Consider the following 23916-nt stretch of genomic DNA (forward strand, 5'->3'; position numbering starts at 1 on the left):
AATGCCTCTCTGCGGCACTCATTATTCAACTCTTTTGAAAAGGCTGTCCTCCTTTTTCTACAAATTCCCTAAGCAGCTTTGGCGTACCAACACAATCCCACTCCTCATTAGAAATAGAAAAATTGCCAACTTTCCCATTGTTCTTAATAAGGTAATTATATATATTTGACATATAGTATTCTCCCCCCACTCTATCATTATAAATCATATTTTGGATCGCTTGATCGACGAAACACTCCCCATGCTTAAAATAGTAAACACCTGCAATAGCATGGTTAGAAATCACTTTTTTCTCAGCTGTCCGTATGGCAAGACCAACACTATCCAGCTCCACAAACGAAAAGCACTCCTGATTCGATTCAAAGGTCAGGAGGGATCCGTCTAACTGACGTTCCACAGAGTCGCTAAGAAACTCAGAGACTATGCCATGTTTGAAAATATTATCCGCATCAGCGAAGATTACAGGGGTTTTATTGTTGATCAATTTATACACAGCTAATGCTGTACAAGTAGCCCCTTGTGTTAGCCTCTCAACTGTCTGAATTTGAATATCGTAACCACACCTCAATTTATCTAAACAGTCCTTATTTCTTAATAAAAATGCTTCCTGTACAATAAGTGTGTATGTGGCTCGTGGGCACGACAACCCATTCAACACGTGCTCAATCATCATTTTTCCTTGAATATCAATAAAGGGCTTAGGCAAGCTATATCCTTCATTATAAAAACGACTGCCGGCTCCAGCCATTGGAATCACGATGTTTACCTTAGATCCCATCTTCCTATTTATCTTTCGCAAGATTCAGCAATTGCAATTTACTTATTAAATCCCACGTTTCAAACCTTAGTACCCGGTCATCGATAGTAATGTCGGCGTTTGGTTTGCCGAAGAAAATTTCGTCATAGTGAATTTCATTCTTCTCAAGCCAATCCAAGGTAATTTTACCCTGTCGGGCTAGAACTAAACCAACATTGTGTCCAGTAGATCCCATATGTCTCGCGGTATGTATGATGATCGTGTGTCCATCTTCACGAAGGGAATCTATCATTTCCTTAGCCCCTGAAAGGACTTTAACATCCGCATAAGTTTCCCCATCCTCACGATGGCTACAGATTGTCCCGTCTAGGTCTATGCAAATTCTTAATGTTTTTTTATCAGTCATTTATACCACTTCATTTAATTTCTGAATAGCTATCAAATAGAGCGCTCTTTGTCGACTCTCATCATCTTCATGTAAAGGTATCATTGTTAGGAATAATAACGCCTCGATTTTTTTAATCTCATTCACGTTGAAGCCCTGATTTTCTACTAACCGGTTAAAATGCTCTTCAATAATTTGTTGATCAATGTCGGCTACAAGGTTCAATTCATAGGATCCGTCATTCGAGGATCTAAAGGAATACATACCAAGAACAATAAAGTCGTAAAACCCAACCGCACTATGCCTTAACTTAGCTATATCATAGCGTGGGTCCCCATAAATCGAAGAATTTTTAAAGCGACCTCGAGGATCAATCAGCCTAAAAATAAAGTGCTTCTCATCAAATAAAATATTCGAAAAACAGTAATCTCCATGAGTGATCGTAAACGCACAATCTGTGTCGCAGAGTTCTGCACAGATCACACGTACAGCATCTTCTAATAATGGCAAATTGCGTAATTTTAGCCCATTGATTTCAATGAAATCGTCCCCAACCATCCCTTGAAGACCTTGAATTTTTTTTAGGTCCAGTACACGTTCCTCAGTTTTCTTCTTATAAATATATTCTAGAGCTTCGTGTTCGATATTAGATTTATACTGTTCTAAGAGTTTGTGATTCAAAAATAGTTTATCTAAAATATATAACCAATCTTCAGTAGAGTTTTCTCCATAAACAAAAATTTCAGCCAAGTTTGGGTAACCAAATAATTCCATTTCGAGAATGAAACGCTCCCCTTGATCCTCGGCTTTAATCACTCGCGGAGCCAACACACTCAGATCAAGAGGCAAGTCTCTGTACCAATTAGCTTCGTCTAACAGTTTCTGTTTTTTACGAGAAGATTTAATGATAGTTCCTCTAGCTGGATCCACTGACATAGAGTTAAATTCCCTTGCGTTAAAAAAGGCTAACCTAGCTTCAACTAGCCCACTAATATGCCCAAAATCGAACCACTTTTGACAGCGTTCTCCATAAATAGGTTTTACTTCACCGTATTTGGCAAAAGCTCCACTAAGCTCGCACTCTCCGTTTTTTAAGGCTTTCCACACACTTACTTTCAGAAGGGCCGTGTCAGTCATTGAGTAGTACCCAACCAAAACTGATTTATCAGTGAGGTCGACACCTTCCTGCTTATCAAAATATTGGAGTATTCGATCAGAGGTATCCATTGAGACCAAACACCAATTTTTCGAAACCCTAACTGAGCCATCGCATACAAAAAAATCGCCCCTTTTAGGTAGTTCTTGATCAACACACGTGTCCCCCAAGACTACTCTAGTTCCGTATTTCTCAGGTATAGACTTCAGACCCAGATGAAGACTATATAACACATTATCTAAAACCTCAGTTTCATCATACAACTCTATTCTTATTCCGATCCTTGGAACATGTGTACTCTTCAGATACTGAATCAACTTAGTGTTCGTTTTACGTACGACAATTACGCAATGATCATTTTTTGAGAACTTGCTTAGACTCCATGCAATCGCGGGTTTACCCCTAACCATTTCTAAGAAATTTCCTTCCCCCGCAGCTAGAATAATTGTATTCATTTTTTACCTTATAGATTGTTTTGAACAAAAAAATTAAGTCAGGACTAAGCGCTAACTATTATTAAGCTTCATATCTATCTGATAGAAAGCTTGACAGATCATACCGACCAAGAATTTTTAGTAAATCTTCACATTATCGGGCTCATTTACAGCCAATTGAATCCGTAGTAACCACAGTATGATGCTGTGATTAATTCGCCCAGCTAACAAGACATTTCTTTACTCTACTCTATACAAGATCGCAGGGAATTAGGTCTATCGTTTGAAGGAATAGCTAAGCTAACAGTAGTTAGGTCAATATTAGATTCAGTCATGGGTATATTTATTATGAATAAGGTTCATCAGAGAATTACCACTTGAGACAAGGATCATTACACTCGTTGTACCTCTCTGTTGACCCAGTATGTATCGCTACTTTATAGCTTTGATTTGAATGGATTTCAACCTTTAGCCATACCTAAACGCTGACCTTGATAACTCCCATCCGAAACTCGCTCGCTCCACTGGGCATTATTTAAATACCAATCGATAGTTTTTGCGATTCCTGACTCAAACGACTCACTAGGTTTCCAACCTAAATCTGATTCGATCTTACTCGCATCAATAGCATAACGCAGGTCATGACCTGGTCGGTCCTTCACGTAGGTGATCAACTCAGAAAATGAGCTCACGCCTTTCGGCTTATCGCTAACTTTCCTATCTAATATCTCACAGATAGTCTTCACTACTTCAATATTCTGGCGCTCATTGTGCCCACCGATATTGTATGTTTCACCTAGTATTCCTTTCTCTAGCACTGTTAGTAGAGCTAGAACGTGATCATCAACATATAACCAATCACGCACCTGTGAGCCGTCACCATAGATAAGTAGAGGCTTACCGGCTAGGGCGTTACCTATTACTAGTGGTATCAACTTCTCAGGAAACTGATACGGACCGTAATTATTAGAACAATTTGTGATAACTACAGGCAAGTTAAAGGTTCTAGACCAAGCTCTAACCAGATGATCTGAAGACGCCTTGCTTGCAGAGTATGGTGAACTCGGATCGTAAGGGGTACCTTCGGTAAACAGACCTTCCGCACCAAGGTCGCCATACACTTCGTCAGTGGAAATATGGTGGAAACGGAAATTCTGCTGCTTTTCCTCATCTAGAGATTTAAAATATTCCAACGAGGCATGAAGCAACACGTAGGTCCCTATGACATTGGTTTTGATGAATTCCCCTGGAGAATCAATCGAGCGATCAACATGAGATTCGGCCGCCAGATGCATCACCTTGTCTGGTTGATACTTACTTAAAATACGGTTAACTTCAGCTGCATCACAGATATCTACCTGCTCGAAGAAATAGCGCGGATCACCGCAACATTCAGTTAGGGAATCTAAATTGCCAGCATAAGTCAACTTGTCCACATTCACGACTTCGTGCTGTGTGTGCTTAATTAAAAATCGGATCAGGGCTGAGCCAATAAACCCTGCTCCTCCTGTCACTAGAATTTTCATCATCTTATTTTTACAAACCATCAACTGAACCGGTCAGTTTTACTGGAACTTTAATGAACGAAAGAAGTATTCGAATCAACAATTCATCATTCAACTCTTTTTGAGGACGACTCAGCTCTATAAAGTTCAATACATCGAATCATTCCACAAGCCCCTAGTCCTCCCCATAAAGTAAGGCTGAACCATAGTCTCATTATCTTCCCTTGAATCAATAAGCTTAAAGGCCTAGGTAAATCTGTCCATGTGCACACAACAGACCAACTGGCAAACAGCATAATCATGAGTATTAGGCTTACTTTTACCTTTTTTAGTGATACAAATTTCACCAAATTTTTAGGCATTAGGAAGGGTAGGTAGACGACGAAATTCAGTATGAATGCTATGTTCAAAAACACCAAGTTCCCCATGTGAAAAAAGCAGGCAAACGTGAGCCACAGTCGCCAGTAGAGAGGTCTTCCAAGCAGTAATATGGATAGCGGAGATAACTCAAAAATGACGGCTATATAATCAAAGCTCTCAATAATCAATGGGTGCAAATGAGGCACCCATTCTGCTAGCATGTGAGTACGTCCCTTATTAAGGTAACCACCATAAAACCATTTCAGAAAGCCACTCTCAGACATATCAAAATCAATCCAGTTCATTGATTTTTCAAAACCTGCAGTGAACATTCCAAATGTAATTGCTAAAGCTAAAAGCGTTTCAGCTCTCACTGGAAACAAGCGCTTCACCAGTTTAGGTTGCGTTCCTTGAATGGATGCCATCGCTACCGCCACACAAAATACCGTGATGATAGGCAAAATTTCATGATCAATCTTACCAAAACTATACTCAAAATTGCAGAGGGTCACCAAAACTGCACAAAAAACGGAGCCAAAGAATAGTGGTCTTTTACCTAGAGCTAGAAAGGCGATGGACAACGCCAGCACACTTTCAAGAATTGCCAGAACGATGTAACTAGGGAAGCCGCTTGCTAGAATTCCTGGGGAATACGCTGGGGGATCGAAAAGAGCATCCGGCATGGACGATAGCCACGTGAAGTTACTCCACATGATAATTAAATAGATCAAAGGAATCAGCAAAGCACTGCATCGAATCTCGTCATTAGTAAGAGATGATGCTCTACACACTCTCTCCCATGCTGAGTCGTGTAGACTCTTTAATTTTTGTTTATTTAAGGTCATAGCTCTCCTCTTTTTTAATTTCCTCAGAAGAGATCACTCCATCTGACTGCCGGACCCGCACCTTTTTTTTCTATCACTTCGAGAGCAACGTACTGGCTACCAATTTTTTGAGACACCCACCTTTTGCAGTCTTCTACATTTTCGGGCGTCGAGGCTCTAGCCGTATATTTCCACTTTTTTCTACCTTTAGCTGCTTCAATCCGTCCAGACCTAAGGCCAAAATCATTCTTAAATATGTATTTCAAATAATGGCTCGGAGCTGGTCGGATAAGCTCTACCAGATCAATTTCTTCACGCACACCGTCCTGCGTAATACCATAGCCTAGGTATTTTGTAGAGCTCACCTCTCCCCCCTTAACCTTCGCGGTGCTTGCTCCAGAAGGCAATATTAGAGCTGGGTATGGCTCACGTAACTCTTCCTTCATGATGAAGGGCACGAAAAGCACAGCTAGTAGAATTACTGTGTATTTGACGGATGGGATTTCACTCATTTCAGCTTATTGGGAACATCTATAATTTCTTGGGGCAGACTGGTACAATGATTTGCGAGACACACACTATTGCGACTACACGATGAACCTCTTCTTTTCACTCTCGGTAGGAATCCTGCAACGGTCGGCAATGTACTTTGAAATCGAATGCCTATTTTTAGCAATCGATCTATAAATAAAATTACGCAGGAATGGTGGGACGATCAAAAATACACTCAGCGCTTTGACTGGAAATCGGCATAGAGCCGCAGCATGAAGCACAGCTGAACTATCAGCATGGAGCTTTCCATTTTTGAGCAGATACGAACTCGTGAGGTTTGCTTCCATACCATGCTCACCAAACACCTCTGCAGAGAACTCCGACTGGAGAGCACAAAACTTCATGCTTTCAGCATCAGAGTTATCTAATAAAAAATTGACTGACTTACTACAAAATCCGCAGTCGCCATCATACATGAAGACCACTGAGTCACATTTATCTCTCATTTCCATAAAGCGTCAAACATCCCCCCCCCACATCAAGTTGTCAACACTGGTTCTCGACAAACGGATAAGCCAACGAGTGCTCTCCACAGCAAGTAACCCCCGATATACTCCTTCACTATTTCCCCCTGCACACACTACTTTAGACTATTAAAAAAAGCCCCCTCGGGCATACTCCGAGCAATGAAAATCGAGTTAAATGACGACCTACTTATAGCTAGAGGTACCAGAAGGGCATGCTATCAGCATCCAGATGAAGCCTCGTTGTGCATCAAAATTTCTACCGGCACCCCGAACAGCATTAAACAACAAGCTAGGGAGTGCCATTACTATCGCGCGATGGATAAGCGCGGAGTCGATTTCAGCCACCTCACGCGGTATGAAGGAGCGATCGAGACCAACCTAGGAACCGGACATCTCTACGAGTGCATCAAAGATCACGATGACACCTATTCGAAGAGCCTCACTCACTACCTTAAAAAGAACAACGGTCAGCAGAAAGAGCTTATGCTCCAATTCTCTAACCTCGAGGACTACCTGCTAAAGCACGGAATCCTCTTTTATGATCTCAATGGAGGAAACATCATCTGTAAGAAAGACCCTCAGGGTAAGCTTCGCCTTGTGATGATTGATGGTATAGGCGAAGTCATCAGCTTTACCTTCCTTAACATTTTCAAGTTTCATCGAGATAAAACGATCCGACGCAGGTGGCAGCGAGTGGTCAAGAATGTTGAGCTAAGCCTCACTCGATCATAGCCGTAAGCGGTCGACAAATTTTTATAATATTACCATGCCAGCTCAGCAAGACATCGAACTCATTCTAGGAAATTCGAATAAGCGCTTCTCTGGAGTGACTTCCACGATGCTCCAAGTTCTAGGCCACCAAAAGGCCCACATGAACCTAGCGGTCATGGGAGAGCATCACCTACCCAAGGAGACTACTTGCTTGAGCTTTATGGATGCCGTTAGACTCTGCAAGAAACCCCTCTCTGACGGGCGTAAAAGAATTTTTCACGCCCGCCGTAATGACGAGATGATTCAAGCCATCCTGCTGAAGAAGGTCTTCGGGGCACAAATCTGCCGAGTTTTCACATCCACAGCTCAAAGGCACCATTCTAACTTCACTAAGTGGCTAATGAGTCAAATGGATGGAATCATCACAACCTGTGAAGCTGCTGGATCATATCTTGAGGCTCCAGCCGATGCTGTGATCCCCCACGGTATTGATCTAAAAACCTATTACCCGTCAGCGGATAAAACTGCCGATTGGAAAGCGTTAGACCTAGCTGGTCAATACGGCATCGGAATCTTTGGTCGCGTACGCCACCAGAAAGGTCTCGATATTCTCATCGATGCTATCATTCCCTTGCTCAAAGAAAACCCTGAGCCAACGGTAGTGATCGTTGGGGAAACGACGCCGAATCATCAAAGCTTCCTAGACGAGCAATTAGTAAAAATGACCAATGCTGGGCTCAGCAATCGCATAGTCGTACTAGGAAAAAGACCATTTTCAGAAATCCCAACACTCTTCCGTTCTATGTCAGTCGTCGCGGCCCTCAGCCGCAACGAAGGCTACGGGCTAACGGCTCCAGAAGCAATGGCGAGCGGGACAGCAGTCATAGCTAGTGAAGCTGGAGCATGGAAGGAAGTCGTACGCGACGGCATAGACGGCTGTGTGGTTCCATGTGGTGATGTTGCTGCCACCAAGCAAGCTCTTACTAAGATTTTAGCTAAGCTTCCTACAGAGTTACTAGAGATGGGAATGAATGGCCATCAACGCATACAAGACTGCTACACGATCGAACAAGAGGCCGAGTCACTCTGTGACTTCTTTAAGAATCTACAGAGCAAGAAAAACTAGCCGGTTTGCTTATCGTAAAGGTCTTTATAGAGGCTACAGCTCTCATAAAGTTCACTGTGCGAACCATCTCCAACGATTCGGCCACCGTCTTGAAACTTATCAAAAACGAGAATGCGTTGAGCATCTCGAATTGAGCTAAATCTGTGAGCAATCACGAATGTTGTACGCCCCTGCGTAAGCACTTTCAGAGCCGCTTGGATCTGCGACTCACTCTCCGTATCGAGAGCTGAAGTTGCCTCATCGAGAATCAGGATTGGAGCATCTTTCAAGAAGGCGCGTGCTATTGCTACACGTTGCTTCTGACCACCTGAGAGGCCATCGCCCCTCTCTCCCACTTCATTGTCGTAACCATTAGGAAACTCCATGATGAAGTCATGAGCATTCGCATGCTTCGCAGCTTCGATAACCTGCGCATCAGTAGCGGATGGACGGCCTATGCGGATATTTTCAGCAATTGAGCCACGGAACAACAATGGGTGCTGTGAAACCAACGCGATATTGTCTCTCAAATTTCGCTTAGTCAAATCACGAACGTCACATCCATCCACAGTCACTGATCCATCTTTCACATCATAGAAACGCGGGATCATAGAAACAAAAGTAGATTTACCAGCTCCACTAGGGCCAACCAAAGCAACGGATTCACCAGGGGTCACTTTTATATTCAGGCCACTTAGAACAGGCTCGCTGTCGTAGACAAAATTCACATTATTGAAGCAGACCTCGCCTTTAACATCTTTCAGAACCTTAGGCTCTGTAGGTTCTGGCATATTGTCTTCGGAATGTAGAACATACTCCACACGTTCTAGGGATGCTTCAGCCTTGCGAATGAGTGTTGAGATTGCTCCCAGCTTTTTCACTGGTTCGTAGGCAAAGTACATTGCCAAAATCACTGGAGTAAAGACCTGCAGTGTGAATCCTCGCTGAGCTCCTAAATAGATAGCAAAGACAACACCTAGTGTGGACATCACCTCCACTGAAGGGGAAATCAACCCTTGGTACTTGACCATTTTGAGTTGAAGACCTCGCATGATAATAGAATCTTCGCGAAATTTCTCCACCTGCTCATCTTCCATTCCATAGGCACGTATCTCTTGCTGAGACGCTAGGTTCTCACTAACGGTGGCGGTCATGTCCCCACCTTTAGCGCGTGCATCTCTGGCCTTTCTATACAGAGCCTTACCAAGGTAACGGATAGGAAACACACAGACTGGGATACTTAACATTGCATAGAGGACAAAGACCATTCCATCGATGGTCATCGCCATGAAGATGACAGCACATACTGCTGAAACCAGCTGGACAGGCTGGATAATCAAATCGCTCGCAATACGGAATAGCGCTCGTCTAATCTGACTGGTATCGCCCATCACACGTGTCAGAATATCTCCCTCTTTATGGCGTTTATGAAATGCCAATGGCAGACGTTGGAGCCGATCAAAAGTCATGATCCGTAGTTCTTCGAGAACAAGCATTCCCGAGTAGCTCATCAATATTGAATTCAGGTAGCGTGCTATATTACGAATCAAAAATATTGCAGGAAGAAAGCAACAGGCAACAATAAGAACCTGATTTGGCGTTGGCACCCCGATGCCGATAAACGAGGTCAGTTTCAACATCCATTCAGGAGTTTCTGCCACAGCACCTGTACTTTGATCTCTGAAGATCAACGGGAAAACATATTTTGCAACGAGTGGAAGTCCGGCTCCACTGGCAACACCTGCAATCAAACCAAAAACGATCGCAGTAAAGAACTGCAGTTTCACTGGCTTGAATAAGCTAAAATACGGGAAAAATTTCTTCATAAAATTGTTGGGTGTAGCTTTGTTCTCGAACGAGGAGAACGCAAGCCTGTATCGCGGGCTATTTTGCGTATTCGTAGCTCAGCACGCTAAGGCAATAGAGTGTCGCGGTTTCTACTCGCAGGACGATTTCACCAAGGCTCACTGGATGATAGCCACTAGCTATAGCTGCGTCATATTCTGATTGAGATAAATCACCTTCAGGGCCGACTAATAATGTCGCGGATGAAATCTCGCACTGCCTCTCTAAGACGACCTTTATCACTTCGCTCCGAGGATCAAGTGCGGCTACGATTTCGAGTTGATATTTTTCTCGCGAATCCACCCATTCATTGAATTGGGCTACGGGCTTTACCTCTGGCAGCCAATTCTGACCACATTGCTTACAAGCTTCCAAAACTATTCGTTGCCACTTTTGAAGTTTTTTACCGTCAGCTTTAGCCACCGTATTTTCTGTCATGAGTGGCTGAATACTCGCAACACCTAGCTCTACAGCCTTCTGCACGATGAGCTCCATATTTCCGGACTTTGGAATCGCCTGGCAAAGATGCAGAGCTAGCCCGCGTGGTTGAATTTCTATCTCCCCATCTTTTTCGAGGATGACCTTCGATTTGTCGACTGAGACGACCTTGCATTGAACCGAACGTCCGACCCCATCGAACACAACAACCGCATCTCCCACCTTCTGGCGCAATACACGCGTACAGTGATGTGCTTCGTCTCCGGTGAGCACAAGCTCGCAGGATGACCATTGGTCTTCAGGGAGATAGTAACGATTGATAGAATTCATGGAGGAAAGTGTGGAGTGATAAGTTAGATATGTGAAGTCTACCTACAAAAAAGCGGCACGCTCGGGTGTGAGACGTACCGCTTTATTTGAAATAGATTTCTTACTCGAAGAACTTCTTCGCCTTAGCAAAGAACGATTCCTGCATCGGTGTATTCTTCTCACCAATCGATTCACTAAATTCTTTGAGCTTTTCCTTTTGCTCGGAATTGAGCCTGGTAGGAACTTCGACGTGAACAGTAATGTTTAGGTCTCCTTTTGAGCCGTAGGACAGGTCTTTTATCCCGCGACTGCGAAGGCGGAAAGTCGTGCCACCTTGCGTTCCGGAAGGAATCTTGATCGACGCCTTACCTTCTAGTGTAGGAACCTCCAGTTCACCACCGAGAGTGGCTACGCTGAATGGCACAGGGATTTCGCAATGGAGATCAGCACCGTCACGCTCGAACATTTCGTGATTCTTTATATCGATGAAGACATAGAGGTCACCGGCGGGACCACCGCGGAGTCCCGCATCGCCATTGCCTGAAGAACGCAGTCTAGTCCCACGATCAACACCGGCTGGAATGCGAATCTTGATTCTAGAAGTCTCTTCTCTGCGACCTTGGCCGCGACAATCACCACAAGGATCAGAAATAATTTGGCCTGCTCCCTTACATTCTGGGCAGGTTGTCTGCTGCACAAAAATTCCAGCCTGACGCGTCACCGCACCCGCGCCTCCACAGGTGCTACATGTTTTAGAACCACTGCCGCTCTTGGAGCCTTTACCACTACAGCTACTACAGCTCGCTTCCTTCTCGATCTCTAACTCTTTTTCACAACCTGCGGCTGCTTCTTCGAGGGATATGTCTAGGTCGTAGCGTAAGTCGCTGCCCGCTTGGGCTGCTGAGCGACGACGCGAACGTCCGCCTCCACCGCCAAAGAAATCGTCAAAGCCACCGCCGCCACCAAAGGCTCCGCCGAAGACTTGCGAGAATATGTCAGAGGCATCGTGGAAGCCACCACCGCCGCCTCCGCCACCCATTCCGCCGTCAAAAGCTGAGTGACCGTAGCGATCATAAGCAGCGCGTTTGTCCTCATTGCTGAGAACTTCATACGCCTCACCTATTTCTTTGAACTTCGCTTCCGCTTCCGCATCGTCTGGGTTCTTGTCTGGGTGAAACTTGATCGCCAGTTTGCGATACGCTTTCTTGATCGTTGAGGCATCGGCATCGCGCGCAGTACCCAGTAGATCGTAGTAATCTTTCTTAGTAGACATCTTGTCTTAGTATAAATGGTTATTCAGCTGAGGCTTCTTCTGAAGCCTCTTCGCTTTCAACTGCTGGGGCTTGGACTACAACTACATTGGCTGGACGCACTAGGCGGTCACCCATCTTGTAGCCCTTGCGCATGACTCGGATAATTTGGCCTTCTTCGAAGGTCTCAGATTCCTCCTGAGCCATCGCATCGTGCACTTTAGGGTCAAACTTTGCTCCCGGCTGGAGATCTACAACTTGCACTCCCTGGTTCGCGAGGAAATCATCGAGCTGCTTTTGCACCATAGACATCCCCATATAGATCATGGAGCCTGAATCTTGCTCGGACGCTTGCATTCCCATGCCGAAGTTATCTATCACTGGGAGGAGATCTTCAAGAAGGCGCTGGTTGCCGTAGCGGATGGCATCCGCTTTGTCACGGGTGCTACGCTTACGGTAGTTTTCAAGGTCTGCGGCAGTGCGCAGAAGCTTGTTTTTAAGCTCAGCAACTTCTGCTTCGAGTTGATCTTCACGGTTAAGCTCTTCCTCTACCATTGCCTCTTCGAGCTCTTGCTCGATCTCGGCATTGATTTCGTCCATGGATTTGTTGGAATCTTCCACAGGTTGGTCCACTGGTACATCTTGCTCATCAGTGTTATTTGCTGTTTCGTCTTGCATGGCGAAACTCATAGCCAGCTACTGCCAGAGGTCAACCCCACATCTATAGATCTTAGCACAATTCTACGTCAACAACCCTGATTTTCCTTGCTCATCAAGATAATCACCACTACCTCCAAATCCCAAGGATGCGCCACTTTTTAGCCAAACTAATTTGCCTGGTAGCTGCTGTCACCATTTTGGAGGTGCCATCAGTGGCTCTGCAATCCTACGCATGGGCAACAATGCTCAATGATAGAATACCTACACAAGGGTTCTCTGAGGCGATCTCCAGCACCTTTGACGGTGAGCATCCGTGTGAGCACTGTCTGGCCGCCCAAGAACTGCAGAGCGATGAGAAGTCGCCCGATAAAAAATCTAAAGCTCCGCAATATCAATTAGGTAGCATCAAGCTTATCGGCCTGAATGCATCCAAGATTCTCCCGCCAGCTGGATCACCTGCCAGCCTGTTACCACATGTGGTGACTGATGCTCACCTATCCTGCTGCTTCTACGACTCTGTTCCCACCCCGCCACCCAGGCTAGGGTAGATCATTCCTACTCTTGGTCCCTTTGACCATTACTTCTCAAAGAAGTCTCAGCTCTAGAGCTCAACGAACGCTCAGCAGCTAACACGTCGGCACGATCGTAGATCGACGTCTCTACATTTTCAATGCGACCACCTGTCGCCCACTTTTAACAATTTACATCTTTATACTATGCTATCATTTCAATACTCCGCACTCGCGGCTCTCGCACTTTCAGGAATCGCACTCGGACATGGTGCGAAAGACGGCGTCGCAGTCGACCACTGGGATGGCGGACGTCCAGACGGCCACGCACCTATCAGCATCATGGCTGAGCACACCCACAACGCAGGAGAGTGGATGCTTTCTTATCGTTTCATGAGCATGCACATGGAGGACCTCTACGATGGAGACTCCAAGATTCAACCATCTCAGGCTGGCTACACAATGGTCCCAACCGAGATGGACATGGAAATGCACATGTTCGGTCTCATGTACGCTCCTACAAATAAACTCACATTGATGGCTATGACCAACTACGTGGAAAACTCCATGGACATGATAATTACCCGCGGAATGATGGCTGGCAAAAAAACTCAGATGAAATCCAGCGGCTGGGGAGACTCCTCAATCGGTGGACTTTATAAGTTCTATGACGAGAACAAAAGCCGTGCACACTTTGGACTGAGCCTTTCACTTCCGACGGGTTCAACAGGTGAATCATTCAAGACCCCTATGGGCATGACTCGTCACCAGCCATTTTCTATGCAGCTCGGCACAGGTACTTTCGACCTTTTACCATCACTCACCTACCTCAATCAGCCTACCGACCATTGGTCGTGGGGAGCACAGGCAAATGGTCGTATCCACCTCAGTGAAAACAACCAAGGCTACAGTTTCGGAGACAGTATCGGAGCCACCAGCTGGGTGGCCCGTAATGTCACAGAGTGGTCTAGTTTATCGCTACGCCTCGGAGCTAAGAGCTGGAAAGGCATTAGTGGAGATACGGACAATAGTGTGAACACACCTATGAAGCCTAAAATGTCCTCCCCAGCTGACCCAAGTAACCACGGTGGAACACGTATCGATGCAGGTCTCGGTCTCAATCTCTGGCACCCAAGCAACGGTTTCCGCGTGGCGGCAGAGTTTGCGGTACCACTCTACCAGAACCTTAACGGCCCACAACTAGGCCAAGACTGGACGCTCACGCTCGGCAGCCAGTTCGCGTGGTAGAGTCGCTTCACTCCAATGAAAAATTAAGAATTTTTCTACAATGCGCGCAGCTTCTTTGATGAGGCTACGCGTTTTTTATAGTATCACATTCCGTCGATGATTTGTGCGGCGCCAGTTGGTGACCTCTGATTTTATTCCAAGCGTGTCCAATGAACGTCAGTCCGCTGGCGCGCCACAGTCTCACGAAGTGACACCACATAATAGCCCCGAGCCCGAACACCGTGAGGCCTCGGGGTTTTCCAATGCCCCAAGCACGCCTCCGAAGGAGCCGAACAGGTCTTTTATAGCCGTGGCTAGTGCCGAGCCCAGAAACCTGGCACTTCTCACTTCTCACTTCTCACTTCTCCAGGAGTCACTAACCCAGCAGAAAGCACCAACTTGCTAGCTTCTTCGACGCTCATGTTGCTAGGCCTAATTTTTTCATTCTCTATTAGAATAAGAAACCCTGTAAGTGGGTTAGGGCTGGTGGGCACGAAGACTGAGGTCAGCCCCTCGCACTCCGAATGCTCTTGAAACTCCCCAGTCACAAAGCCAATCAACCGACACCCTGGACTAGGATACTCCACAAAAACCACACTCTTAAATTTCCTCTCACCTTCCAGGCCCTCAATCGCTCCGACAAATTGTGATAGAGCCTTGTAGATAAAGCCGACCAAAGGCAGGCGAATCAGCACAGCCTCAGCGACTCTCAACATTCTCTTTCCGGTGGGATTAGCTAATAGAAACCCAGCGCCTAGAAGAACCAATAGTGGTAGGAGAAAATTGATAAATCCAATCCCGGGGAACTGAGGTGGAGTCGATGTGTGATCACTAAGATAGAGCACAAAGCGCCATATAAAATGGACCATGCTGTCGCCCACTTTAAGCAAAAGTTTATAGATTATGTACACCAACCAAATAGTCCCCACCAGTGGCCCCAGGGCTGCTGCCCCAGCTAAGATCAGCTTACTTAGCCGCGTCCATGGACTCTTATTTCTCACCTGCATCAGTTGCCATTCTAGCAGGAAAAACCACTTCCGACACTGAAATAGTCCCCCACTAGGTTGGGCCTAAACTTCTAGCTTACTGAAAAGGTAATATTTCTTTCTGGCCAAGGTGTTTGGGCTCCGTCGCTAGCGGCTTAAAATTTAATACCATTTGGGGACGGGCGAGCACTTCACGCAGTTTGGTCCCCAGCCCACCACGACCAGTCACATCTTTGGCAACATACGAGACTGCATCGAGATCACATTGTGTGGCCATGTACTGAGCTCTCTCGTTCTGAAAACGCTGTGAAACGAAGACTACTTTCTTCACGCCAAAAATTTGCTTAGCACGCACGACCGAATCAAAAGTTCTCAATCCTGCGTAATCACAAACGATGTTCTCAGCTGGAACTCCCCGTGCAACGAGAGCTTCCTTCATAGCATCTGGTTCGTTGTAGGAGTCTCGGCGATTGTCTCCACTCACTATAAACCCTGTCACTTTCCCAGCCTTCCACAATGACTCAGCTGCGGCGATCCGGTAGGTGAAATAAAGATTGTCGCGCCCCTCAACCTTGGGGTTACAGCCAACACCAGTGCTACTCGCCCATCAGGCACTAGACTAACATCCTCATAGATCTTCCCCTCCCCCGCTGCATCTGTGATCACATTAGCATACCAAGTGAAACTAACCAAAGTGGGGCCTAACAACAACGACACGTAGATTCCTCTACGAATCCAAATCCAGCGCTTACTTCGAGTCTTGTTTAACTTCTGAGTTTTTTCCATCACCAGCTAGCTTACGTGGCAAGTCCTGCCAATTTTTCCAAAGATGCGCAAAACCTCCCTCGACATGCTCAGGCGCTAGCACTCTGAGCTTTCGCTCAGCAGGTTTGAAATCTACTTCCTCAAATCGCCCAACGTACTCGCCATCTACTTCCACTGGAACATCACGGTCAGAAATCACGGTGAACTCGTCAGCCTGAACGTATTCAACCGAAGAACTTACCAAGTCAATCACGCCTGCTATTCCTTTGATCGTATCTAACACAAACTTATAACCCGATTCTTTAAAAACAAGAATATCTAACATTTCATCCTCATTACAGGCTTTAGAAAACAATTTCACCTGTCCTCCATAGAGTTGGCCATTGCCCACAAGAACTGCAACGCCCTCAAACTCCCTACCATCCTTACAGATGACTCGCATTTTAGGAGGCTTTTCCCCTAACACCTTCACCGCAGACATGAGAAACGCCAGAGGCCCTAACAAATTCTTAGATTCGACAGTCGTGTCCTCAATCACCTGCGCATCAAAACCAATCCCCGCCATCTGCACAAATGGCTGATCGTTCGCGACAAAGAGATCGACTTCACGTACAAAGCCGGCATCGATAATTTCCAATGCCTTAGATAGCTTAGAGCTCTGTAGATTAGGCACGGGAATCCCCATTTCTCGGGCAAACACATTCATCGTGCCCGCAGGCAGAATACCGAGAGCTGTCTCAGATCCAGCCAATCCTTGGATCACCGCATTGAGAGTACCGTCCCCTCCTGCGGCAAGAACCACGGTCTCACCCTTCTCAGCGAAGTCTGCTGCTAACTCTCTGGCATCATCGATGTCACGCGTAGCATAGAGAATAAAATCCTGAGCATTCGCCATCAAGAACTGCAATGCCCGCTTGCCTTTCTGGCTGCGTGCATTCGGGTTGTATAGCAATGGGTAACGAGACTGAGCTGCCTGCATCGCCCTATGATGCTAGATCTGGCTCTGGCTGCAACCCGAAAGATTGTAATTGCTCTAGAACTAAGGCTTGCGGTAGGCCTACCACGTTAGAGAAATCGCCACTCACGCTCTCGATGATCATATCGCCACATTCCTGGACCGCATAACTCCCCGCCTTATCCATCACATTGACTTTCGCCATGTAACTTCTAATCGTTTCCTCACTAATCGTTTTAAAAACCACATCCGTCACAGCGTGAAAGGGCACGACACGCCCTTCCTCAATAAGACACATTCCGGAACACACTTGATGTGTTCGGCCAGACAAACGCTTCAGCATCACTACAGCCTCTTCTTCACTCTTAGGCTTTCCCAGTGGTTCCTCATCGATATACACCAAGGTGTCGCCACCTAACACTACTGCGTCTGGGTACTGCGATGCTACCGCCTGAGTTTTCAGCTCTGCATTCCGCTCACAAAGCACTGTAAGTGGTATATCCGAGCGATGCTCTTCTTCGGCGTCGGAAGTAATAACCTCAAAGCTAAAACCTAACTCAGCCAGTAATTCCTTCCTCCGCGGAGAGCCCGATGCCAATATCAACCGTTTCTTCATATCCTAAGCAATACAAGCCATTCGAGATTAGCCAATGTCAATCACAGGCCCATTTGTCGAATCCACCTTTGAAGCATCACGACCACAATGAGGGCAAGCCAATCCTTGTTCGATCCCACCGGCGTTTTCGATCTCGCACACCTCTAAAAAGAGGTCCGCTTCACAGTGAGGGCAAATGCATTGTCTAGAATAATAGATCTCCATCGCTGGACGCACTAGTACTAACAACAATACAACTAAAAAAACTCCTCCAGTCGCCATCAAGCCTGTAGCCAGAAAAATGCCGCCGCCCACAATCCCACAAATCAATGTCGTCTTCCAGCTCGCATGCACACGCCGCCTTTGCAGCGCATAACGAGTCAATGATGATGGTTTTTCCACGCTCTAGAGCTAGCACAGCTTGTTTGACTGCGCCAATCAAGTTTTGCGTTTTCCAAGCCAACACTCCGAACTCAGTCACAGATTGACATATACTTCACTAATTTCTAACCGCGAAAATAGCGAAATTTTCGAAAGCTAACCAGTTGAATGAAAAGCCTATCCAGTGCTCTCGAAACCAGATTTTCGTACCCCTAATTCCTAATTCTGACTTCCTAATTCGAGCGTAGCGAATCACGCCGCATTTCTGAGTAATGCCACCATTACTCCTTGGATGATCAGCTCACGTGCGGGGATTAGATCTGGAAACATTTCGTTTTCGGCCTGCAGGTACGGTTTATTCCCCTGTATGACATAACGTTTGAGAGTTGTTTCTCCGTCAATTAGAGCTGCTACGACATCGCCACGGCGTGGCTCACGGAACTCAAGAATCACTGTGTCGCCATCACAAATATGCGCATCGATCATTGAGTCCCCCCGAACCTTGAGAGCGAATGTTCGAGCATTGCGCGGAATCCCCAAACTCCGAATATCAATAGAGATGCAACCATCTTGTTGCTGTTCTTGATCTTCTCCCAGACCTGCCGCGATGGCTCCATAGACAGGAATGTCCACGATTTCTTCTCGGTCTAGCTCATCGGTGAAGGCCACCTGATGCCTCTTATCCTCGTTTCGTTTAATCACCCCCTTTTTCTCAAGTGAGCGAAGGTGGTTCATCGCTGCCGTCTGACTGGCAAAACCAAAGTGGTCTTGGATGTCTCTGGAGGAAGGAATCACTCCAAACTCTCTGAACTTTTCTTTTAAAAAATCGTAAACCTCTTGCTGCCTATTTGTTAATTTATCATTCATAATTTTAAACTCGTGTTCTTTAGAACATAGTTACATTCATTTGAACACCTGACAAGTCAAAACTATGATGCGGTGAATTCCTTTACTCCTTTGATCATCAAGCTCCCCACTAGAGCTGCAATAAAGATGGTAGTAAAAAGCACGCCGCTGAGGCCTGCAAAGATAGCTACAATTTTAGCAATCGGGCTCACAGGCACGATGTCTCCATAGCCCAGCGAGGTGATCGTCACGAAGCTATAATAGAGTCTCTCTGCAGCGGAGGCAGCCTCCCCAGAAACTTGATTCAAGATAGCTCCCGGTTGTTGCTCACCGATAAAGATAAAAATGCCAGCCCAAAACAGACCTAACAAAATGTAACCCGCTATCCCCGACAGCACCCTATCTGATTTCGGCACATTCTTCCTAAAAAAGCTATGCTTAACCAAAACCTTGAAAATCATCAAATGGGCCAGCGTAGAGCAAACGCAAGCTAACAACTCGACCCAGAAACCGCCCACCATTAGGTTCAACAACAGATTGCCGACACAGAGAATTATGTATCGGTAGAGCCAGCCTTTATTCTGAGCTAAGGCATAGCCACCAAGTGTGAAAAATATGAAATAAATAGATGTGAGCCAATACCCTCCTTGAAGCTCTTTTTCCCAAAACGCCGAAGTGCTAATGAGAAAAATCTCGGCTAAAATCAACGCCATTGCCTGGTTACGGAAGTGCATATTCATACTATTTAGTCAGATTCTCCTTCTTTAGCGTGCTGCTGCTCCTCGATCTGTTGCTGAGCCTTATCCGCCGCCTCTTTGTAATAGCTAGCTCCCGAGAACAATACAGGCGTCGCTATGCAGAACAGTATGTAGACAACAAATAGTACTAACATTACTTTACCTGGTACATCTAATTTCTTGTGTTGAGCGTAGCCAGGAGGGCAGGCAATCATCCTGAATCCCAACCAGATATTGGCAAATGGCACGAAGCTCCAAAGGAAATTCCATCGTGACATCGATAGGTTTTTAAGACGTGAAAGACTGACAACCAAGCCCAGAATACCAAGCACCAATATGGTTGCTAGAACTCCAACGACTAGACCGTCCTCACGAACTCCAGTCTCATCCACTAGAGTCTTATATCTACCAGCTATAGAAAATACCACCATGACTCCTGCGACATTTATCAATAGGCTCCATAAAAAGTACGCCAACCGCCCCATTCCTGTAGAGCTCTCCCCCACACGTCTCGCAGCCATCGCGTCTGCTAAAGCAGTGTCATCCTCTAGACTTGCTGGAGATTCATAAGGATTGGCCGAAGCTGGTGCGTCAGCTGGCTTTGGAGCCGAAGCTATGCCACTTGCTGGCGGTGAAGGCGGACTCTCAGTTGGAGCGATCGGCGCTGGTGGTTCTACCTTTGCTGAAGCGGTTATTTCTGGTGGACCAGCGGGTGCTACTGGAGGTGGGCCAGCGGCTAGACCTTGCAGCTCAGGAACCTTGTCCATGGTCACCCAATCACTCAAACCTGGTCCCCAAATGAGATCCTTCTGGCGATCAATCTTCACATGCTCGATCGCCCCACGCAACACGTCCAAAGTAACTGGCCCTTTGCGCTCCCCGTGTTGGGTATAATACCAGACTGATTCTTGTTCACTCATTATTGCCGCGCAATCTATCGTATTGAAACCACACTGTGAAGCATGGAAGAACGATTTGCAGAATTAAATCATTGGCCTGAAAATGCCGACATCTCGTTGCAAGCGTTCTGTGATTTGACCCAGCGAGCAAACCTCTACAGTCTCAACTAACTGCGCAAAAACATTCCCCCCATTCTCAACCACTTGGCTCAGGCCATCCAGAGCCTCGGCAGCGGCCTCTTTATTTTTCATTTTAAAGGCGCGCACTCTTTCCAGCTGCTTGAGCTTCACGGCATCCGTCACACGCACTACAGAGGGGAGCTCAGCATCATTCGAATCAGCATAGCGATTCAGCCCTATCACACGTCGTTCGCCGCTCAGTATTTGTTGCTCGTAACGGTATGAGGCAGCCTGGATCTGACTGCGTTGGTACCGGTGCTCCATAGCTCCCAACACACCACCGAGCCTTTCTATCTCGGCGAATTCCTTTAGAATTTCAGACTCCACAGCACGCTCCACCGCCTTCATCCCTGGTGAGCCGCTCAGACCATTCATCATGTGCCGAAATAAGCCGGATTCTTCCAACAAGATCGATTGGCCATGCGAAGCCAGCTTCACATACTCCTCGCTGGGTGTGGTAAATGGCTCGTCGGCACTATTACTGTGGCATGAGTTCGTCGCATTCATATATGCCATCATCATTTCTAGCGCTGTCCTTGTTAGATTGTTTTTAAATTCCGCAGAAACCAGCGACCTCCCACTGGTCTGGGTGTGCATCTTCAATAACTGCGATCTGTTATCGCCACCGAAAACTTCACGCATCCCGATCGCCCAAATTTTACGGCACACCCTACTCAGGGCGATAAATTCCACGTCCACTCCACAGTCAAAAAAGAATGAAAGCCTCGGTGCAAACACATCCACTGCCACTCCTTGCTCACGCATCATATCAGCGTAAGAGAATCCGTTAGAAAGCGTGTAGGCGGCCTGTTGGACTGGAGTGGCTCCAGCTTGAGAGATGTGATAACCACTGATAGAAATGGGATACCATTTCGGAAAATGGGAAACACTATACTCCATCATATCTAGCAAAAACCGAAGAGACGAAGCCACAGGAAAGAGTACCTCATTTTGCCCCTGAACTTCTTTAAGAATATCCGCCTGCACGGTCCCTCGTAACACCTTCTCGACATTTGGACCAAATCGCCTCTTTGCTGCCGCCACATACATCGCCATAATAGTTGGTGCGGGTCCATTGATCGTCATTGATACCGATGTCTGCGGATCACTGAGGTCAAAACCATCGAACAGCCGCTCCATGTCCTCCACCGTGTCCACCGCCACTCCTCCCTCACCAATTTTGCCAAAGACACCATCGGCATCGCTGTCCATTCCGTAGAGAGTCGGTCCGTCGAATGCCGTACTCAGACGGTGACTTTTCTGACTTTTAGTGAGCAAATGAAAGCGTGCGTTGGTTTCCTCAGCCGTTCCTAGCCCAGCAAATAACCGAGTAGGTTCTTCTTGCGGTTTACTCCCATCCTCAGGGTCGAGGTACATTTCAGGATACGCTGAGCTAAGAAATGGGAACTCGCCTGGTAGACCTTCGCCGCAAAGATAGCGAGCGATCGCTCCAGGCTCATCGAGTTCAGGCAGGGGTAGCCGTGGCAACGAAATCCCTGTAGCGTCACCACCTGCGGGATCGAATTCTGAATCTCTTTCCAACGCAGCAGCCAGTTCGCGCCCACTTCAGCATCATTTCTAGCCTCGCACACTCGTTGCTCCACCTCTTTGTTAAACAACTCCACGCTTGAGACAACTTTGTTAAGTACCTTCACCCTAACAAATCCTTTCTAAGCTCAGTCACACCAACATTGCCATGCTCACTCGCTTGTGTCTGATAGAGCCTAACTTCTCCCTCATTGCTCAGCGAAATTTGATGAGCCACCTCTTCCACCGCCCTCGCAGCGCTCGCCCAATCGGTCTTATTAAGCACCACCACATCAGCGCTATCCATCATCAATATTTTCTGTAATTGCACCCGAGCTCCGTACTCGGGGTGGAGCACCAAAACCTTCGTATCGATCACAGAATTCTCAAACGGCAATGCTTCCTGCCCCGTCCCCACTGTCTCGACTAACACATGATCAAACCCCGCTGCCACACTAGCGAGAACCCGCAAACAAACCTCAGTCGAAGGAGCAAAACCACCCTGCCTCCCTCTAGTAGCCAGACTCCGCATAAACACCCTATCATCCTGCGCATATACCATCGATGCCCGATCCGCTAACAACCCACCTCTCTCCATAGAACTAGGATCGTGAGTTAAGATCGCCACCCGCCCGACTGGATGATCAGCCAAATAACCACGCACCCATTCATCTATCAATGTCGACTTACCCGCGCCACCAGGCCCAGTAAAACCAATCACCTTAGCTGAGCCTCGAACCCATTTCTTCCGATCTATTTCTAAGCTACCCACCGAGCTCAGCACCATCGCCAAACCTCTATCATCATTCGCTATTTCCAGCTCACACTCAGCTCGATCTCGCCCACCGCCGTAGAGTTCTCTGAGCCTCTCATCTATAAACTCAAAACTCGTCCCCGCTAGAAAAATTTCATCCACACCATAGCTCTTCATCAGTACCACATCCGCAGGGGTAATCGTCCCACCTCCTCCTCCAAACACTCCTATGTCACAGCGTCCTTTCACCTCTAACAATTCCACGACTTCTCTGAAAAATTCCAAATGGCCACCATTGTAACTAGAAATACCAACCGCAACCACGTCCTCTTGGATCGCCGCCCTGACTATATCTTGCACCGACCGATGGTAACCTAGGTACACCACCTCGTACCCTTGAAGGATAAGCGCCTGATTCACCGCCATCACCGCACTATCATGCCCATCACACAGAGGCACCGCAGTCAGTATACGGAGTGGTTCACTTGCTAAATCAGAACAGCCCATTTGAGAATTTTAACGCACAATCTCCACTTAAACGAGCTTCATTCTCTATCAACAAAGACGGACTGGCGAAACGATTCTATCGCTAAACACGCGAAAGTGACGAAAAGTCGAGCACGATGAAACTAGGATAATGAAACACCATCTACCACGGATTTCACTAACGCCACGGATGAGACTGGGCCAATTGATAAAATCTAGGACTCCTAATTGGAAGCCACTTTCCCCACCTTCGCGCCCCTATTTATCGATTTTCATGTCACATTATGAGGCGGCCATGCCAATGGTCATAG

At 46.6% G+C, this 23916-nt stretch carries 25 protein-coding genes; 4 read left to right on the forward strand and 21 right to left on the reverse strand.

Features of this window, described 5'->3' with window-relative positions; genetic code table 11:
• Positions 1-25: 25 nt before the first annotated feature.
• The 7 genes from BSZ32_RS03575 to BSZ32_RS03605 all read right to left on the reverse strand — a co-directional run bounded on the left by BSZ32_RS03575 (position 26) and on the right by BSZ32_RS03605 (position 6419).
• Positions 26-778 (reverse strand): glycosyltransferase family 2 protein, encoded by a 753-nt coding sequence (locus tag BSZ32_RS03575; RefSeq protein WP_105042153.1) that lies wholly within the window; start codon positions 776-778, stop codon positions 26-28.
• Between the two features lie 4 nt (positions 779-782).
• A complete protein-coding gene (locus BSZ32_RS03580; RefSeq protein WP_105042154.1) occupies positions 783-1163 on the reverse strand; it encodes an HAD hydrolase family protein in 381 nt (126 codons plus the stop codon).
• Entirely contained in the window at positions 1164-2753 is a 1590-nt protein-coding gene (locus BSZ32_RS03585) for a hypothetical protein (RefSeq protein ID WP_105042155.1), read from the reverse strand.
• A gap of 440 nt (positions 2754-3193) precedes the next feature.
• Complete coding sequence (rfbB, locus tag BSZ32_RS03590; protein ID WP_105044761.1) at positions 3194-4261, reverse strand: dTDP-glucose 4,6-dehydratase; 1068 nt, start codon at positions 4259-4261, stop codon at positions 3194-3196.
• A gap of 83 nt (positions 4262-4344) precedes the next feature.
• Positions 4345-5442 carry a hypothetical protein gene (locus tag BSZ32_RS03595; protein WP_105042156.1) on the reverse strand — a complete coding sequence of 366 codons (1098 nt, stop codon included), beginning with the start codon at positions 5440-5442 and terminating at the stop codon, positions 4345-4347.
• Positions 5443-5465: 23 nt separating this feature from the next.
• Entirely contained in the window at positions 5466-5933 is a 468-nt protein-coding gene (locus BSZ32_RS03600) for a hypothetical protein (protein WP_105042157.1), read from the reverse strand.
• A gap of 75 nt (positions 5934-6008) precedes the next feature.
• A complete protein-coding gene (locus BSZ32_RS03605) occupies positions 6009-6419 on the reverse strand; it encodes a thiol-disulfide oxidoreductase DCC family protein (RefSeq protein ID WP_165788618.1) in 411 nt (136 codons plus the stop codon).
• A gap of 180 nt (positions 6420-6599) precedes the next feature.
• Here BSZ32_RS03605 and BSZ32_RS03610 point away from each other — a divergent pair, with 180 nt between their 5' ends.
• Together BSZ32_RS03610 and BSZ32_RS03615 are read left to right on the forward strand one after the other, a co-directional pair.
• A complete protein-coding gene (locus tag BSZ32_RS03610; RefSeq protein ID WP_105042159.1) occupies positions 6600-7172 on the forward strand; it encodes a YrbL family protein in 573 nt (190 codons plus the stop codon).
• A gap of 34 nt (positions 7173-7206) precedes the next feature.
• On the forward strand, positions 7207-8277 hold the full coding sequence (locus tag BSZ32_RS03615) for a glycosyltransferase family 4 protein (RefSeq protein WP_105042160.1): 1071 nt from the start codon (positions 7207-7209) through the stop codon (positions 8275-8277).
• Here BSZ32_RS03615 and BSZ32_RS03620 read toward each other — a convergent pair.
• The 4 genes from BSZ32_RS03620 to grpE form a co-directional block, all read right to left on the reverse strand.
• Positions 8274-10082: an ABC transporter ATP-binding protein gene (locus tag BSZ32_RS03620; RefSeq protein WP_105042161.1), complete on the reverse strand. Its 1809-nt coding sequence runs from the start codon at positions 10080-10082 to the stop codon at positions 8274-8276. The two genes, BSZ32_RS03615 and BSZ32_RS03620, sit on opposite strands and share 4 nt — an antisense overlap.
• 58 nt (positions 10083-10140) lie before the next feature.
• Complete coding sequence (locus BSZ32_RS03625) at positions 10141-10869, reverse strand: 16S rRNA (uracil(1498)-N(3))-methyltransferase (protein ID WP_105042162.1); 729 nt, start codon at positions 10867-10869, stop codon at positions 10141-10143.
• Positions 10870-10969: 100 nt separating this feature from the next.
• On the reverse strand, positions 10970-12121 hold the full coding sequence (gene dnaJ, locus BSZ32_RS03630; RefSeq protein WP_105042163.1) for a molecular chaperone DnaJ: 1152 nt from the start codon (positions 12119-12121) through the stop codon (positions 10970-10972).
• 19 nt (positions 12122-12140) lie between these two features.
• Entirely contained in the window at positions 12141-12776 is a 636-nt protein-coding gene (gene grpE, locus BSZ32_RS03635) for a nucleotide exchange factor GrpE (protein ID WP_165788619.1), read from the reverse strand.
• Between the two features lie 128 nt (positions 12777-12904).
• Here grpE and BSZ32_RS03640 point away from each other — a divergent pair, with 128 nt between their 5' ends.
• Both BSZ32_RS03640 and BSZ32_RS03645 read left to right on the forward strand, forming a co-directional pair.
• Complete coding sequence (locus BSZ32_RS03640; protein ID WP_105042165.1) at positions 12905-13306, forward strand: hypothetical protein; 402 nt, start codon at positions 12905-12907, stop codon at positions 13304-13306.
• 168 nt (positions 13307-13474) lie between these two features.
• Positions 13475-14515, forward strand: coding sequence for a transporter family protein (locus BSZ32_RS03645; RefSeq protein ID WP_105042166.1), 1041 nt, complete (start codon positions 13475-13477; stop codon positions 14513-14515).
• Positions 14516-14838: 323 nt separating this feature from the next.
• Here the strand turns inward: BSZ32_RS03645 and BSZ32_RS19605 are convergent, their stop codons facing one another.
• From BSZ32_RS19605 to BSZ32_RS03695, 10 genes are all read right to left on the reverse strand, one after another.
• The gene (locus tag BSZ32_RS19605; protein WP_105042167.1) at positions 14839-15501 is read right to left on the reverse strand and encodes a DUF502 domain-containing protein; all 663 of its coding nucleotides are present in this window, start codon (positions 15499-15501) and stop codon (positions 14839-14841) included.
• A 76-nt stretch (positions 15502-15577) separates the two neighbouring features.
• Entirely contained in the window at positions 15578-15979 is a 402-nt protein-coding gene (locus BSZ32_RS03655; RefSeq protein WP_240610556.1) for a SanA/YdcF family protein, read from the reverse strand.
• Positions 15980-16228: 249 nt separating this feature from the next.
• The gene (locus tag BSZ32_RS03660; protein ID WP_105042169.1) at positions 16229-17224 is read right to left on the reverse strand and encodes a diacylglycerol/lipid kinase family protein; all 996 of its coding nucleotides are present in this window, start codon (positions 17222-17224) and stop codon (positions 16229-16231) included.
• A 4-nt stretch (positions 17225-17228) separates the two neighbouring features.
• On the reverse strand, positions 17229-17816 hold the full coding sequence (locus tag BSZ32_RS03665; protein WP_105042170.1) for a Maf family protein: 588 nt from the start codon (positions 17814-17816) through the stop codon (positions 17229-17231).
• A gap of 27 nt (positions 17817-17843) precedes the next feature.
• Positions 17844-18197, reverse strand: a complete 354-nt coding sequence (locus BSZ32_RS18255; protein ID WP_129589576.1) for a hypothetical protein — start codon at positions 18195-18197, stop codon at positions 17844-17846.
• Between the two features lie 231 nt (positions 18198-18428).
• Positions 18429-19043 carry a transcriptional repressor LexA gene (gene lexA, locus BSZ32_RS03675; protein WP_105042172.1) on the reverse strand — a complete coding sequence of 205 codons (615 nt, stop codon included), beginning with the start codon at positions 19041-19043 and terminating at the stop codon, positions 18429-18431.
• A 62-nt stretch (positions 19044-19105) separates the two neighbouring features.
• Positions 19106-19762, reverse strand: coding sequence for a potassium channel family protein (locus BSZ32_RS03680; protein WP_105042173.1), 657 nt, complete (start codon positions 19760-19762; stop codon positions 19106-19108).
• A gap of 5 nt (positions 19763-19767) precedes the next feature.
• Positions 19768-20679: a DUF4339 domain-containing protein gene (locus BSZ32_RS03685; RefSeq protein ID WP_105042174.1), complete on the reverse strand. Its 912-nt coding sequence runs from the start codon at positions 20677-20679 to the stop codon at positions 19768-19770.
• A 63-nt stretch (positions 20680-20742) separates the two neighbouring features.
• The gene (locus BSZ32_RS03690) at positions 20743-22380 is read right to left on the reverse strand and encodes a methylmalonyl-CoA mutase family protein (RefSeq protein ID WP_165788622.1); all 1638 of its coding nucleotides are present in this window, start codon (positions 22378-22380) and stop codon (positions 20743-20745) included.
• Positions 22381-22489: 109 nt separating this feature from the next.
• A complete protein-coding gene (locus BSZ32_RS03695; RefSeq protein ID WP_105042176.1) occupies positions 22490-23626 on the reverse strand; it encodes a cobalamin-dependent protein in 1137 nt (378 codons plus the stop codon).
• Positions 23627-23916 lie beyond the last annotated feature (290 nt).

This window comes from Rubritalea profundi, assembly GCF_002954445.1.
GTDB lineage: Bacteria > Verrucomicrobiota > Verrucomicrobiia > Verrucomicrobiales > Akkermansiaceae > Rubritalea > Rubritalea profundi.

Coding starts and splice junctions, on each gene's coding strand:
- BSZ32_RS03625 (WP_105042162.1), bottom strand. CDS start 10,869: ATGAATTCTATCAATCGTTACTATCTCCCTGAAGACCAATGGTCATCC.
- BSZ32_RS03595 (WP_105042156.1), bottom strand. CDS start 5,442: ATGACCTTAAATAAACAAAAATTAAAGAGTCTACACGACTCAGCATGG.
- BSZ32_RS03585 (WP_105042155.1), bottom strand. CDS start 2,753: ATGAATACAATTATTCTAGCTGCGGGGGAAGGAAATTTCTTAGAAATG.
- BSZ32_RS03605 (WP_165788618.1), bottom strand. CDS start 6,419: ATGAGAGATAAATGTGACTCAGTGGTCTTCATGTATGATGGCGACTGC.
- BSZ32_RS03695 (WP_105042176.1), bottom strand. CDS start 23,626: ATGGGCTGTTCTGATTTAGCAAGTGAACCACTCCGTATACTGACTGCG.
- BSZ32_RS03600 (WP_105042157.1), bottom strand. CDS start 5,933: ATGAGTGAAATCCCATCCGTCAAATACACAGTAATTCTACTAGCTGTG.
- BSZ32_RS03610 (WP_105042159.1), top strand. CDS start 6,600: ATGAAAATCGAGTTAAATGACGACCTACTTATAGCTAGAGGTACCAGA.
- BSZ32_RS03645 (WP_105042166.1), top strand. CDS start 13,475: ATGCTATCATTTCAATACTCCGCACTCGCGGCTCTCGCACTTTCAGGA.
- BSZ32_RS03615 (WP_105042160.1), top strand. CDS start 7,207: ATGCCAGCTCAGCAAGACATCGAACTCATTCTAGGAAATTCGAATAAG.
- BSZ32_RS03665 (WP_105042170.1), bottom strand. CDS start 17,816: ATGAAGAAACGGTTGATATTGGCATCGGGCTCTCCGCGGAGGAAGGAA.
- BSZ32_RS03660 (WP_105042169.1), bottom strand. CDS start 17,224: ATGCAGGCAGCTCAGTCTCGTTACCCATTGCTATACAACCCGAATGCA.
- lexA (WP_105042172.1), bottom strand. CDS start 19,043: ATGAATGATAAATTAACAAATAGGCAGCAAGAGGTTTACGATTTTTTA.
- dnaJ (WP_105042163.1), bottom strand. CDS start 12,121: ATGTCTACTAAGAAAGATTACTACGATCTACTGGGTACTGCGCGCGAT.
- BSZ32_RS03640 (WP_105042165.1), top strand. CDS start 12,905: ATGCGCCACTTTTTAGCCAAACTAATTTGCCTGGTAGCTGCTGTCACC.
- BSZ32_RS03575 (WP_105042153.1), bottom strand. CDS start 778: ATGGGATCTAAGGTAAACATCGTGATTCCAATGGCTGGAGCCGGCAGT.
- BSZ32_RS19605 (WP_105042167.1), bottom strand. CDS start 15,501: ATGCAGGTGAGAAATAAGAGTCCATGGACGCGGCTAAGTAAGCTGATC.
- BSZ32_RS03680 (WP_105042173.1), bottom strand. CDS start 19,762: ATGAATATGCACTTCCGTAACCAGGCAATGGCGTTGATTTTAGCCGAG.
- grpE (WP_165788619.1), bottom strand. CDS start 12,776: ATGCAAGACGAAACAGCAAATAACACTGATGAGCAAGATGTACCAGTG.
- BSZ32_RS03580 (WP_105042154.1), bottom strand. CDS start 1,163: ATGACTGATAAAAAAACATTAAGAATTTGCATAGACCTAGACGGGACA.
- rfbB (WP_105044761.1), bottom strand. CDS start 4,261: ATGATGAAAATTCTAGTGACAGGAGGAGCAGGGTTTATTGGCTCAGCC.
- BSZ32_RS03685 (WP_105042174.1), bottom strand. CDS start 20,679: ATGAGTGAACAAGAATCAGTCTGGTATTATACCCAACACGGGGAGCGC.
- BSZ32_RS03620 (WP_105042161.1), bottom strand. CDS start 10,082: ATGAAGAAATTTTTCCCGTATTTTAGCTTATTCAAGCCAGTGAAACTG.